Origin of the sequence: Psychrobacter sp. T6-6, from assembly GCF_052258185.1 — a bacterium.
Lineage (GTDB): Bacteria > Pseudomonadota > Gammaproteobacteria > Pseudomonadales > Moraxellaceae > Psychrobacter.
On the sequence record NZ_JBQQEX010000004.1, the window covers coordinates 142,712 to 157,266 of the forward strand.

11 protein-coding genes are annotated in these 14,555 nt (G+C 44.0%); 4 read left to right on the plus strand and 7 right to left on the minus strand.

What is annotated here, in order from left to right; genetic code table 11:
- The first annotated feature begins 114 nt into the window (after positions 1-114).
- Both acnB and ACTXGL_RS08450 read left to right on the plus strand, forming a co-directional pair.
- Entirely contained in the window at positions 115-2,718 is a 2,604-nt protein-coding gene (gene acnB / locus ACTXGL_RS08445; protein ID WP_443526192.1) for a bifunctional aconitate hydratase 2/2-methylisocitrate dehydratase, read from the plus strand.
- A gap of 242 nt (positions 2,719-2,960) precedes the next feature.
- The gene (locus ACTXGL_RS08450) at positions 2,961-3,404 is read left to right on the plus strand and encodes a PACE efflux transporter (protein WP_443526194.1); all 444 of its coding nucleotides are present in this window, start codon (positions 2,961-2,963) and stop codon (positions 3,402-3,404) included.
- Positions 3,405-3,559: 155 nt separating this feature from the next.
- On the opposite strand, the gene ACTXGL_RS08455 is transcribed toward ACTXGL_RS08450, so the two are convergent.
- Positions 3,560-4,357 carry an enoyl-CoA hydratase/isomerase family protein gene (locus ACTXGL_RS08455; RefSeq protein WP_443526196.1) on the minus strand — a complete coding sequence of 266 codons (798 nt, stop codon included), beginning with the start codon at positions 4,355-4,357 and terminating at the stop codon, positions 3,560-3,562.
- Positions 4,358-4,684: 327 nt separating this feature from the next.
- On the opposite strand from ACTXGL_RS08455, the gene ACTXGL_RS08460 reads away from it, so the two are divergent.
- Entirely contained in the window at positions 4,685-5,497 is an 813-nt protein-coding gene (locus tag ACTXGL_RS08460; RefSeq protein ID WP_443526198.1) for an alpha/beta fold hydrolase, read from the plus strand.
- Positions 5,498-5,644: 147 nt separating this feature from the next.
- On the opposite strand, the gene ACTXGL_RS08465 is transcribed toward ACTXGL_RS08460, so the two are convergent.
- The 6 genes from ACTXGL_RS08465 to ACTXGL_RS08490 all read right to left on the minus strand — a co-directional run bounded on the left by ACTXGL_RS08465 (position 5,645) and on the right by ACTXGL_RS08490 (position 12,990).
- Positions 5,645-6,709 (minus strand): HpcH/HpaI aldolase/citrate lyase family protein, encoded by a 1,065-nt coding sequence (locus ACTXGL_RS08465; protein WP_443526199.1) that lies wholly within the window; start codon positions 6,707-6,709, stop codon positions 5,645-5,647.
- Between the two features lie 70 nt (positions 6,710-6,779).
- Complete coding sequence (locus ACTXGL_RS08470; protein WP_443526201.1) at positions 6,780-7,961, minus strand: cysteine protease StiP domain-containing protein; 1,182 nt, start codon at positions 7,959-7,961, stop codon at positions 6,780-6,782.
- A gap of 74 nt (positions 7,962-8,035) precedes the next feature.
- Positions 8,036-8,854: a hypothetical protein gene (locus ACTXGL_RS08475; RefSeq protein WP_443526203.1), complete on the minus strand. Its 819-nt coding sequence runs from the start codon at positions 8,852-8,854 to the stop codon at positions 8,036-8,038.
- 42 nt (positions 8,855-8,896) lie between these two features.
- Complete coding sequence (locus ACTXGL_RS08480) at positions 8,897-10,231, minus strand: phosphoribosyltransferase domain-containing protein (RefSeq protein WP_443526204.1); 1,335 nt, start codon at positions 10,229-10,231, stop codon at positions 8,897-8,899.
- Positions 10,224-11,690 (minus strand): NYN domain-containing protein, encoded by a 1,467-nt coding sequence (locus tag ACTXGL_RS08485; RefSeq protein ID WP_443526205.1) that lies wholly within the window; start codon positions 11,688-11,690, stop codon positions 10,224-10,226. The genes ACTXGL_RS08480 and ACTXGL_RS08485 overlap by 8 nt, the downstream gene beginning before the upstream one ends.
- A 64-nt stretch (positions 11,691-11,754) precedes the next feature.
- A complete protein-coding gene (locus tag ACTXGL_RS08490) occupies positions 11,755-12,990 on the minus strand; it encodes a S1 family peptidase (protein ID WP_443526206.1) in 1,236 nt (411 codons plus the stop codon).
- A 793-nt stretch (positions 12,991-13,783) separates the two neighbouring features.
- Between ACTXGL_RS08490 and ACTXGL_RS08495 the strand changes: the two genes are divergently transcribed.
- Positions 13,784-14,491, plus strand: a complete 708-nt coding sequence (locus ACTXGL_RS08495; protein ID WP_443526208.1) for a hypothetical protein — start codon at positions 13,784-13,786, stop codon at positions 14,489-14,491.
- The last annotated feature ends 64 nt before the right edge of the window (positions 14,492-14,555 follow it).

Sequence of the window (14,555 nt, forward strand, 5' to 3'; positions counted from 1 at the left end):
GAGCGATTTAAGCTATGATTGCACGGATAATTATTCCCTATAGTATATAGACGCAGGCAGTCATGCTGACTACCCACGCAATGTGCTAAACCCCAACTGACGAGGACGACTATTGTGTTAGAAGCTTATCGTAAACATGTCGAAGAACGTGCTGAGCTAGGAACGGTTCCGCTACCATTGAACGAAAAACAAGTAGCAGAGTTGGTTGAATTACTAAAGAACCCGCCAGCAGGCGAAGATGCATTTTTGATGAACTTGTTAGAAAACCGTATCCCTGCTGGTGTTGACCAAGCAGCCTACGTAAAAGCGGCATTTTTGGCTGCTATCTTAAAAGGTGAAACATCATCACCGTTGATCAGCAAGCAAAAAGCGGTTGAAATCCTAGGTACGATGCAAGGTGGCTACAACGTTCAGCCACTAGTTGCTGCCCTTGATGACAGTGAAGTTGCACAAGACGCTGCTGAAGCACTAAAGAAAACGCTATTGGTATTTGACGCATTCAATGACGTGACTGAAAAAGCTGAAGCGGGCAATACCATTGCTAAAGAAGTGGTTCAATCTTGGGCTGACGCAGAATGGTTCTTGAACCGTGATGCAGTAGCAGAAAAAACCACTTACACGACGTTCAAAGTCACTGGCGAAACCAATACAGATGACTTGTCGCCTGCGCAAGACGCATGGAGCCGTCCTGATATTCCATTGCATTCATTAGCCATGCACAAAAACTCTCGCGACGGCATCACTGCTGACGAAGAGGGCGTTGTTGGTCCAATGAAGCAAATTGAAGAATTGAAAGAAAAAGGCCATCCGCTAGCTTATGTTGGTGATGTCGTTGGTACGGGTTCTAGCCGTAAGTCTGCCACCAACTCAGTATTGTGGTTGATGGGTGAAGACATCCCTAACGTGCCAAACAAACGTGGTGGCGGTCTAGTATTGGGTAACAACATCGCTCCTATCTTCTTTAACACCATGGAAGATTCTGGCGCATTGCCAATCGAAAAAGTTGCCGTTGATAACCTAAACATGGGTGATGTGTTTGACATCTATCCGTACGAAGGCAAAATCACTAAGCATGATTCTGACGAAGTATTGTCAACGTTTGAATTGAATTCACCAACATTGCTTGATGAAGTTCGTGCTGGTGGCCGTATCCCATTGATCGTTGGTCGTGGTTTGACTAACCGTGCTCGTGAATATATGGGTCTTGGTCATTCAGACGTATTTGCTAAGCCAGAAGAACCAGCCGATACGGGTAAAGGCTTTACGCTAGCGCAGAAAATGGTTGGTAAAGCGTGTGGCCTAACAGGCGTACGTCCAGGTATGTACTGTGAGCCTAAGATGACTACGGTCGGCTCTCAGGATACCACTGGTCCAATGACACGTGACGAGTTAAAAGACTTGGCATGTTTGGGTTTCCAGGCAGACCTAGTCATGCAGTCATTCTGCCATACTGCTGCTTATCCAAAGCCAGTTGACGTTGAGACTCAGCATACACTACCTGACTTTATCATGAACCGTGGCGGCGTCAGCTTACGTCCAGGTGATGGTATCATACACTCATGGTTGAACCGTATGCTATTGCCAGATACCGTTGGTACTGGTGGTGACTCGCATACTCGTTTCCCAATGGGTATCTCGTTCCCAGCGGGTTCTGGCCTGGTTGCGTTCGCAGCTGCAACTGGTGTAATGCCACTTGATATGCCTGAATCTGTTCGTGTTCGTTTTGTTGGTGAGCGTCAAGCGGGTATCACCCTACGTGATCTCGTACATGCGATCCCTTATCAAGCGATCAAAGAAGGTTACTTGACTGTTGATAAGAAAGGTAAAATCAACGAGTTCAACGGCCGTATTCTTGAAATCGAAGGTCTTGAAGATTTGACCGCTGAGCAGGCGTTCGAATTGTCTGATGCCTCAGCTGAGCGTAGTGCTGCTGGTTGTACCATCACTTTATCTGAAGCATCAGTGACTGAGTACCTAAACTCAAACATCACGCTACTTAAGTGGATGATCAGTGAAGGCTATGGCGATGCGCGTACGATCAGTCGCCGTGTTGAGCAAATGCAAGAGTGGCTTGCCAACCCAAGCCTCATGCGTGCTGATGATGATGCTGAATACGCTATCGACATCACTATCGATATGAGCGAAATCAAAGAGCCGATTCTTTGCTGCCCGAACGATCCAGATGATGCAAAAACGCTAGCAGACGTGGCTGGTGATACCATTGATGAAGTATTCATTGGTTCATGTATGACCAACATCGGTCATTTCCGTGCCGCTGGTAAATTGCTACAAGACGTACCAGCAGGTAGTCTTAAGACTCGTCTATGGATTGCACCACCAACTAAGATGGATGCACGCCAGTTGATGGAAGAAGGTTACTACAATATCTATGCACAAGCCGGCGCTCGTACTGAAATGCCAGGGTGTTCACTATGTATGGGTAACCAAGCACGTATCGCACCGAAATCTACTGCGGTATCGACCTCTACTCGTAACTTCCCGAACCGTCTAGGTCAAGGCGCTAACGTATACCTAGCATCTGCCGAGCTTGCAGCAGTTGCAGCCGTACTTGGTAAACTGCCAACCAATGATGAGTATCAGCAGTATGCTGGCATGCTAAACAGCATGGGTGATGAAGTCTATCAATACATGAATTTCGACCGTATGGAAGACTATACGGAAGAAGCAGACAAGATCAATGTTGCTCAGTTGAGCTAATCTTGAGTACATAAGCTTTTAGAATTAAGAGCTTTAGACTTGAAAATAAGAAAACCCCGTATCGTGATGATGCGGGGTTTTTTATTGTAAATGCGCCAGCTGATTTTTTACGCTATCTTATGTATAATATAAGCGTAGGCGGAAACCGTGGCTCTGCATTTCACCTCTCTTTTTTATCTCGGGACGGACCGATACTTTGATATGCACTTTGTTGTTTAAATACAGGTGCTTTGGAGTCTTGGTTGATTACCTTATCCCCAGTTAAACGCCGTATTGTCTATGTAATTGTGTTTGAAATTCTGGCAATCATATCCTCTACCTTTGTACTCATGAAGCTTAGCAATAGTGATGCTTCAGAATCGCTGCCCGCTGCTATGATGATATCGCTCGCTGCGATTATTTGGAACTTCGTCTACAACACTGCTTTTGAGACTTGGGAGCAGCGCAGGCGTATAGCTGAGCGTACGTTGCTGATTCGCAGTGCGCATGCGCTGACTTTTGAAATCGGTCTGGTATTGATCTGCTTACCAATATACATCATCTGGTACGATGTCGGCTTGATCGAAGCATTTATGATGGAGGCGGCTTTGATGGTTTTCTTCTTAATATATAACTTTGTATTTACCTTTATTTTCGATAAAATATTTACCCTGCCTTATCATTATAAATCCGCGACCGCCTCTTAACTGAAGGCTTAGATAGAAAAGGGCTGCCATAGTGGCAGCCCTTTTTTGATAGTATCGTTATAGGCCATCTAAGCAACACAAACTCACTGTCAGACCAAAGCGCTTATAGTCTTGCTATTTAACTGGGCGTTTAGCTTGGCTTGTCATTGACCCTGTTACTTACCTTGATAAACCGGTTTACGCTTTGCTATAAAGGCGCTAACCCCTTCTATAAAGTCATCGGTTTTTGCCATTGCCGTCTGTTGCTCTACTTCCGTATCTAGCGCCGCGCTCAAACCAGCAAAGGCATGTACGTTGAAGCTCTCCTTCATAGCAGCCAATGCTTTACCTGGTAGTTGGCTCAATCGTAGCGCCAATGCTTGTACGGTAGCATCTAGCTCGTCAGCACTAACCACATTGTTTACTAGATTTAAGCGGGCCATATCTTCTGCTTTTAACTTATCACCTAGCATCACAAGTTCAGTTGCTTTTGCGGCACCGACCAATTGATTCAATAAGTAAATACCACCTGCATCTGGCACTAGGCCAATATTGACAAAGGCTTGTACAAATTTTGCGTTGTCTGCGGCAATTCGGAAGTCACAAGTAAGTGCCAAGTTCATACCAGCACCAGCTACAGCGCCTTCTAGTTTGGCAATGATAGGTTTATGCACATGGCGTAGTTTTAAACTGACCTCTCCTGCGCCTTCTACCATACCTCTTAGTTTGGTAGAGACAACCTCTTTATCCAGCCCTTCAGAGAGCATCTCTTTGATATCGCCGCCACTTGAGAAATTACCACCAGCCCCTTGCAAAATAATTACTCTTACCTGATCGTCTGCTTCAGCCTTGTCTAGTGCTACCAAGACTTGGTTTTTTAGGGGGGTACCAAAAGCATTTAGGCTTTTTGGATCGTTAAAGGTAATGGTCGCAATGTGTTTTTCAACTTGATAATCGACTAAAGGCTCTGACATTTTAGATTTCCTTATTTAAATGACGGTTTTAATATTTTGTATCAGTGAGAATGCTATGAGATAAAGGTAAAAATGATTCAATACCAATTACTATAGCAGCTTGCTCGGATTATAAAAGGGCATTTTATGAGCGCTCAAGACACATCTATACACTGGTCAAGAGTGCTGTTTTATCGTATAAATTAATAAGGATTATCCAAGGACGTGATTGTCTAGCAAGGAGGTCATTGCCGAATGCATTTATAGACTATGCTAATATTCCAAGCTGAGCATAGAAGAATGTCATGTGACATGTAAATTTTCAATGAATCAAACAAGGATGTGATTATGCCAACTATCAATATCAATAATGCTGATATCTATTATGAAGACAGCGCGCCCAACGATACGCAAAAGCCTGTCATTGTGTTTGCTCATGGTCTGCTGTGGAGCTCGCAGATGTACGAAAAACAAGTAGTGTACTTTAAATCAGATTATCGCTGCATTGCTTTTGATTTCCGCGGACAGGGTCAGTCACAGATTACCAAATCTGGCTATGATATGGAGACGCTGACCGAAGATACGCTTGGGCTAATCGACGCGCTTGGTATTGATCGCTGTCATTTTGTTGGTCTGTCCATGGGCGGATTTGTGGCTCAGCGTATCGCCATAAAGCGTCCTGAACTACTACTATCGCTTAGCTTACTAGAGACATCATCTGACGCCGAAGATCCAAAAAACATACCGCAGTACCGTAAACTGGTCAAAGCCATTCGTTGGCTCGGTATAAAGCGTGTGAGTAGCAAAGTCATGCCGATTATGTTTGGCAGTACGTTTTTGACGGACAAGCTACGCAAGTCCGACCGTAAGCACTGGCTCACTATGTTGCAGGGTAACCGTAAAGGCGGTGTGGTTAAGGCGACCATGGGCGTCATCGAGCGGACAGGCACCTATGAGCAACTGGGTGAGATTACGACACCGACACTCATCATCGTTGGGGATGAAGACGCAGCAACGCCTTATGCCAAATCAGAGCGAATGCATTTTGCCATTGCTGGATCTAAGCTTGCGGTTATCAAAGGGGCAGGCCATACCTCAACAGTAGAGGAGCCTGATCAGGTCAATCGAGTGCTTAATAAGTTCTTGGAAAGCTGTGCTTAATATAAACAACGAGTAGAGTATAGATAATGAGCAGATGCACGGCAGTACTTTGCTGATTGAAAAGTACTCAATAACCTAACAAAAAAGCCGCTATCGCTTAAGTGATATCGGCTTTTTTTTACTGTAGATATAATAAGCAGTGGAGGACTAGCGCCGCGAGCTATATGGCGTATGTCCATCATTAATGGTGCCAAAAGCTTCTGCACGATTGACAACTTCGGTGGCCCATGCCCGATGGGTCGCGGGCTCTAGCATAGTGTTGTTGTATTTAAACACCGCTTTTGCGTCACTGCGTAGAATCGCTTGTGCTTCATCTAATGTGCTGAGTGGCACGCAGTAGGCTTGCTGCACTAAGGCGATTTGGCTTGGATGAATGACCGTTTTGCCCACTAGACCCAAGCTGACATCATGGTTTAGCTCTTGCATGAACAGTGTTGGCTGATCCAGATATTCAAAGACAGGGGCGCTCAGATAAAACCCATGCGGCACGAAACAGCCAAGCAGCTGATAGGCTAGGGTACCGATAGGCGTATCATAGATAATGCTGTTTTTTGGTCGACGTAGACGCAGCGCTGCAAATAGATCATTACCACCAATACGGAGCGCAAATACAGGCTGACTAAAGGCCTCCTTAAAAGCAATGGCCAGCTCTTGGTTGTGATGCGGACTAAACAGCGCGGCAGTTTCGAGTGTGGGCATGAGTAGGTGGTCGATACTGAGGTTCTGACAAGCCATCCGCCAGTTCGATAAGCTATACATATCGACCTTTGGCATGACAAAACCGTCGATCAGGTCGATATGAGCATAGTCCGCCAGTTGTTGTAGCATCGATGGACTACGCGGACGTATAAAGACCAATGGTCGCGTTGGATGCTGTGCGTGAATAGCAGCGGCTCTAGAGGGCGCATTGATGCTGTTGACATGTTCAGCCCAAGTATCCAGCAATATACGCAATCGCTCAAGTGCTAGCTCAACGTCCTCATGACTGACAGCATCCTCTAGACAAATAATAATACTGTTGATCGTGGGTAGCTTGTCGCGCTTGATGACTTGCCAAATATCTTGCCGAGTAGCAGGCATGTATAGACTAGCACCCAGCTGATAGGGATGATGCGTATGCGGTCTGACCATCGCATGACGCTCAGTAATCAGATGCGCATAAGACTGGGTATCGTGGTAAAGCTCTGACTCATTGTGTTTGGTATCTGACATAGTTGGCATCATAAATAGAGGAATAAGGGACAAGCGTTCAATCATGCGAGATGAATTTGTGCTACAGGTACTAACTGTCTTTCGTGCGTTGCTTGATCAGAGTGATGGCTTGATAAGGCAGTATTTTATCACCTAATACATCAATAGTGATGCCTCGTTGCTCACATAAATGACGCAGTAGTACGGTATCGGGATGCGCCGCGGTCGCGAGCAATATACGCTCCGGATCACGGCGCAAGATAGCGCGCGTCGCCTCGGCGATAGTTGGCTTAATACGGTTGCGATTAGTGATGCCATAGTCTGCTGCGAGCGTATCTATCAATGCAGCTGTCTGGTAGCGCGGCTGCTGATAGGTTGGCAAACACTCTGGTGGCGCGGTCAGTGAGCGTCTCGCTGCATCGACATGATCGATAAATGCCAAGCTATGATCTACTTCAATTAAATCCTCATAAAAAACACTGCGATGAAGACCTGATTGCGGCTCGGTATATAAGCTGCGCGAAATCAGCCCTGATACGGTGCTGTTTAACAGACCAGACGGAATTAACCAGTCTTCCGCGCTAGCTGCGAGCCAAGCAACGCCCGCTGGATCGGCAAGAGTCAATAGTGGAATGACATTCGCGCCTTGGTGAAAAATATTGGCAAAGCTAGGATGAGCCGTGTCATTAAATACGTCTAAGCTGCGCGCAAGTTCCTGATAAATCGCGCCTTTACCTGTCCAGCCATCGACGAATACAATCGGACTGTTTGGGTACGCGTCCAGCAGCATTTGCAGCGCCGCAGGATCAAGCCCGCGATCACGGATGATACTGATGCCATAATGCTTGCTTGGTAGATAGTAGCTACTCTCTGTGTCTGACAATGCACGCTGCAATAGTACGCCAATCGGTAGACCTGCCCGTACTAAGCTGACCAAGATCAGCGGATGCTCATCACTGACATCATGACCAAAGACATCATGTAGGGTATGCGCTAAGTGTGCGATATCAGTTGCGGCTCTCTCACCACCTTGCGTTAGCGCTTGACGGTATAGCTGCTCATGCATCGCGGTAGGCGCTTGCTCTAAGGTCAACATGTCAGAGTAGTGACGTTGCCCACTTTGAATGAGTGCCTCTTTTTGACTGACCGGCACATCGGCAACAGCATCTTTATCGACGATATTGAGTAGGACCGTCACATCGCTTGCAAGATAGCTGCCTGAGCCGTAATTGTTTAGATTGGCTCTATGGGTCTGTATATTAGGTAAAGTCATAATATGAATAATGGCACTCGTGATAATAATGAGGTTATGTCTCTGTTTTTTGGACTAGTTGTTTAAACTGATAGCTAAGACTGATAGTGATCATGTATTTGACCGCGGCTTGGCATACCGTACCAGTCAAGCAGTTGCAGAAAAGGTAAATCTGCTAAGCTATCACCAAAGCCAAAACTAGGACGCTGATGATCTAAATGATTGTCTAACAAAAACTGTACGGCATGATGCTTATGTACCGCATGAGGCAATATCGCTAGATTATTGGCATTGACATGCACATAAAAATCTTGCTCAAAATCGCGTATTAACGTGGGCAGTTTTTTGGTCAAATCTATTAACGCTTGATGGTCTTTTTGCGCGTGTTTGATGGCCAGATAAATGGTTAATTCTTTATCGACAGAGCCATTGTTAAAGCAATCAATATGCGGCGTAAATACCAACTGGCTTTGCTCACTTTTGCTATGACTAGCAAACATCTCGCTCAGTTGGTTTAACTTATCTTGCAACGGTGCAAGCTTACTATACATATGTTGCTGCCACGCACTGAGTAGCTGACCATCAGCTGTTAAAATAATGGCGCCATGAGTCAATACTTGCCAGCTATCGAACGGTAATTTAACACGCTTAATTTCACTACGATCACGCGCCGTCACGACTATTAGGTCAGTACTAGCCAGTAACCAGTTAAAAAAGCTCGCTTGGCGCTGACTCATAAAACTGAGTGGTTCGCCTTGCTTATTAACCGTCGCACATACTAAGTTTTCAGTTTCAGCAGTAGGCAAGCCCCATGCGTCAATTTTACGTTGGGTCTGAAAAAGTGTATCGTCCAAATCCATTAGCGCGTAAGGCTTAATGATATCGGGATTGGGCTTGAAAAATGGGATAGTCATGACGTCGTCCATAAACAGGAAATATGAAGGTGAAAGAATGGTTTAAGTCGTCGGACTGACCACCAAAACATTATCCAAACCGCGCCACATCGCATCGACGCTATCAGCAGCTGTCTCTACACATAACACAATCAAGTCCCACTTATTGGGATCAACATTATAAGCAAAGTTGGTCATACCCAGTCCGTAATTATCATGAAAGCTCAGCATGGTAGTGATGGCACCGCCAAGTGCAATCGGTGAGCGAGTCAATGCACTAAATTTCACGATAGTATCCGTGTCAGCTTTCAGGTTTTGAGATGTTGTCTCAAGCCATTCGGCTAATAAAAACGGCAACCACACAAACTCGTTGCTGCCCAATACCAATATTTTTTTAGGCAATTGAGTGGCATCAAAGCTGTCTTGATTATAGAAGCCTGCAAATGTAGCCTTAAAACTCGAAAGGTAATTATCAAAGCCATCTGTGCTATTTAATGTAGGAAAGCGTCCCCAGTTGCCCGTAAACCCAAGCGCCTGACTACCTGCTGCGGTAGTATCAACCGATGGCATAGTGATAGGCTCTGGGTTGGGCGCGTCTGTCCATTGCCATGCACCAGAAAGCAGATGATGACGATAAAACTCAATGCCAATCAAACGATCCGCCATACGAGCAGGCTGAGCGTCATCTGTCTGCTGGTTTGTATTCTCTTGATCCAATGACCAATCAACCAGAGTTGTTAGATGCACTTGCTCTAATTGTATCAGACCTGCATCACGTAAAGCTGTGACGACATTAACACAGGTATTGCCTGTTGACGCTTCGTCATCGACCATGATTAGCGTTTTGCTAGTGAGCAGTTGTGCTTGTTTGATGCTATCTGTACTTTGATAAATCAAATGCTGGCTGGCATGACTGTGGTCTTCACAAAAAGTCGTGAATAACGAGTTAGTATCGCTTTGTTCACCCTGATCAAGGCTTTCATCATGTTGGGCATGACGAGTAGAGTTCAGTAGCAGCGCCTGCGGATAGCGTGTTTGTAGCGCTTGATGCACGCCTGCCGATAGACCAACCGCAGTCTCTGCCATACCGATGACTAAAATTGGCTCGGGCAAATCATTAGGAACTAAATTGGCCAAATCAGTAAACGCATTTCGCATGGTGCTGGGTGCCACGGGAATATGACGACCCAATACTTTTGAGACAAACAAAAACGCCCGTTTTGGGTTAATGCGCTGGGCAAATCCAAGCAGATCTTCTAGCTGATAGTGGTCGCTGTGTTCCAAGCTACTCTTGTTAGCCATTGAGTTGGTCTGATAGGCCAGATCAAGGGTGCCACGAGGTAGGGTGATGGAAGTGCTTTGTTTTGCTTGTTCTGGTTTTGATAATTGATTATTCATCGCTAATTTCTATTCCATATTGTTCGCACATTTGTCTTAGTCCGTATTTTACATCCTGATTAATAGCAGAAAAATTCCACCCGTCATTTACTTTTGTGAGGTTAAATAGTTTCAGTCCTTTTCCATCTTTCTGACTGATATCGAAGTCACTTTCAAACAAAATATCACACGTACTACCTTTATTATTTCGACAATAGTTTTGTATCTGCACATGAATAAGAGGGTTTTTTTGATCTATTGATATACGATGTGCATTTGTCGACAAGACAACCATTAATTGAGTTACTTCTTTAGGTATTTTATGTAAAGCACATTCAATTTGGGTCATTAGTATAGAAGAACAGCTTTGTTGTCGCAGCTCTATAGTATGAGATCTATCATGAGTTTGACCGCAAAAAATTAGGTCATCATTATCCTTAGCCTGTCCTTTCATATAAAGCTTGAATAAAGCAACGTCAATAATATTAGATGCTTGGATTTTAATGCTTGTTAAAAATGGAGGTATAATTAATGGTGCATGAATTTTAGATTCTATATTATTATCCTGCTTATTTTTACTAGGCAGTTGACGCTCTATTTTTTTACTATTCGTTATATTTCTAGATTTTTTTGAACATACTGATGCGGCATTGTCGTTTGGTGCTACACTCGAGGTTGGCAGTGAATCGTCTTTTAGTTTAATAGACATCACTTTGTTCACAGTGCGGATGTCATATAACGCCATTGCGGTAATTAATTCTGAAAACTTTGCATAGCCGTATCTATCTAACTTGATATTTGTATGGTGTTGTTTAATATGGCTAGCAAGATAAGACAAATTTGACCAGCCTTTGGCAGAATTTGGGTCTTCTTTTATCAGCTTGTTTAAGATGTTAATAAGATGTATTTGCTTCTGAAGTGCTTTGGTTGTCCATTTTTCGGATGATGTTTTAGATTCGGCGACAGGAAGCAATGGTTTAGTCTTAATATCAAGGCTAGGTGCATCTTTGTTTTCGCTGATGGGTAGTATTTTTGGTAAAGTTACTAAATCTTCAACGTAATAAAATTCGTCACAAGATTGAGTAAAGGCATCCACAGTAGTACTACGTTTACCAAAGCCAAATACTTTGGTACCGTTTTTACGAATACGCAGCGCCAAAGCGGTGAAGTCACTATCACTAGATACTAAGCAGAAGCCGTCGTAATGACCACTATGTAGTAAGTCCATAGCTTCAATAACCAGACCAATATCAGTAGCGTTTTTACCTTTAGCGTAAGCGAACTGCTGCATAGGAGTGATAGCATGTTTTAGCATTGCTTCTTGCCAGCTTTTAATATGAGCATTGCCCCAGTCGCCGTAAATGTTCTTGCAAGTGACACGTCCAAACGCTTCTACTTTTTGTAAAATATAACCAATGTTTTTTGCAGAAGCATTATCAGCATCAATCAGTACGGCAATATTGTGGAGCTTGGCTGACATTTATATTTCCTAATATGTTTCTTAAGTCACTATTTTATATTACTTCGGTTTATCTTATGATTTCTTAGCCCTGACAGCCAACCAGCCATAACGCGCTACGGCTTTGCTTGCTGAGTTGCGGTGTGGTCAGAGGCATATTCACAGGCGTCACGCTTGAGGTATCAGGCGTACATTCCAAGCTGATGCCAGCACTCGCAAGCAGCGCAGATAATAACTGAAATTTTACCGCATAGTTCATGTTTTGTGCGTGTTCATGGACCAGACTGGCAGTTACCATACCAACGACCTCGCCAGTTGGTAGTAATAATGGACTACCACTAGAGCCGGGTTGAATGGGCGCGGTAAACTGAAGATAACGGATATCATCATTCAAACCCGTTAGCCCTGAAATACAGCCTTGCGTCACTTGTAGTTGACTGCTCAGTCCCGATAGCGGAAACCCCAATGTGGTAATGGTTTCACCCAATATATCACTACACTGCTGCGCCAATGGAATATAGTGAGGCAATGGGTCGCTAACTCTGATAATAGCGGAGTCGCTACCGATATCGCTGAGTACCACTTGTGCCTCGCGGTCGGGCTGACCCTGCTGGCGTATACCAATCATTTGGGCTGACTCGATTACATGATAACAGGTAAGCAGGTGATACGGATCAATGGCAAATGCCGTGCCTGTCCACGTCTCACCTGACTGCACTTGACGAGGCGTACGCACTTCGTTATTAGGACGCGCTTGCTGTTGTTGGGCCTCCATAATACGTGTATGTGTATCAGGTGGTCGCATATCGAGACTGACCTGTGCGCGCCGCTCAAGACTTGCCAATCCTTGGGTCGATGATTCACCAAGCGCCCGACATTTGAATTGTCCATTACGCTGATATATCTCTAAGATGATAGCGGCTTTCACGTGACGTTCGCGCGCCGTAAAGTCATAGCGAAGGGCACCATCATCGATTGTTAAGCAAACATCCTTTAGCTCAACTGCAGGTAGGTTGAGATTAGGATCAAGATAAACATAGGCAATCAGCTGTAAAAAATAAACGCCTTTTTTATCAAATAATGTAGGTAAGTCAAGCTGCCATATATTTGGGTCTTTTGAATTATTTATTGTCGCCCAGTCTTTCGATTCATGCAGATAGGCTGGGCTACAAACCGCTTTGCGATTCGCATCTAGAGGCAGCCATAGTAGCCCAAGCTGCTGTCCAAATTTAAGCGGGGTGGTAGTAGAGAAGGTAATCGAGCACTGCGCGTTTGTGATAAAGGTGTTGGCGCCTAACACGAGCGCGGTCTGTGCTGTCATCGTATAGTCCTAATTGATTTTTTATTTATCCACACGGTCATTATAGTGTTGAATGTAGTTGTACTAGTGACATAAAAAGTAGTGCTCATACATCATGATATAAATAGAAAATTAAAAGTATCGCTATATTTTAGAATAAGCAGCATGTTTATCTACTAGCAACGGCGATCTATGGCAAGTACAAATGACAGAGATCAAAGTATGTATAGAAGACAGCACAATAATAACGCTAAAACATTATATTAAGTAGACTAATGTTTGTTTATATAGCAAATAGCCATCTATCGGATATAGTCACCATCCATCGGACAATCTATCAATAAGTCTTGCTTGACTAGATAAATATCATGATAATGCGATTAAAATTCATTACTGTTTAGTAACTTTATTGCAGATTACTGTTAACAAGGTAAATAGAGACGCTATAAAGTAACCACTTACTAAGTACTAATTAACCACCTACTTGAAGTACTCAAGACCAGCCGTTCCAATCTTATCTTAAAGCTCACTTTTTATCTTTAACTATACGAAAAGCTAAAAGTTGCCCAGCTGCAAGTAATGCCATGTTTGATAACTATGCCTACACGTTTATCAGTTATTAAAAATAAGACGGTTTAGTCATTCTATGCTGAATAGCATGGTTAAAAAAGAATTTTACATATCGCCTTTCCATAATATCTATATTGCACAACAGTCAATGGTATAGAAGTTCGATGCTTCCATTAGACATGCTGCCTGATATATAAATGGTTCGGTATAGCAGCTTAGTCGTATTTTAGAAAAGGAGTGACCTTTGAAATTTTCTTGTGCATTAGAGACGTCTTCTGAACGTGTCCGTTTGGTTAATGTCATCTCGCCACTTATCAAAGCGGGCTATCAACTTGTCTCCCAAAGACAAGAGTCGTCAGGAAATGGTGGCAATATCATCCACGTCATTGCGAGAAGTATGAGCTCCAAGACACAAGAAGAACTAATCGATGATCTTTCTTCGATTGAAGGGTGCACGCTTTTTAATTTAGAAATAGATGACGAGAGTAGCTCATCAACCGCGCCTGCACAAAAGGTTTTAGACGAAAAAAGTGTTCTATCCGCCATTGGTGCCTATTATCCTAAGATAGCAGATATTGTTAGTGAGTATGAGGCAAGCCTGCCTTTTGATCGCCGTGTAACAGCGTTGCAAGAGTTGGGACGCAAGGTAGGTGGCGGTATTTATCAGCGAGATTACTCACTGGGCAGCCCATTAAAAATGCCCAAGACAATCAGTCGTGAGCTTGTACCAGCACTGAAAGGGTTGTCCAAAATTAAAGCAAAAGACAATGTCATTTATTTAATCAAATGTCCATTTTGCAAGTCGGCAAACCACAACCATTCAGGGTGCCACTTTGTTGTGGGATACATAGAAGGGTTTTTGGCAAGCAACCCTGCTGTAGATAGGGTGCAAGTCGAAGAGACTAATTGCGGCGCTAGTAGTACCAATATTTGCGAATTTACCATCGGGTAGGTCAGCACGACGCATAGATAACTCACTGTCTATGTAAACCAATAACGAGCGTATGATGTCCTGC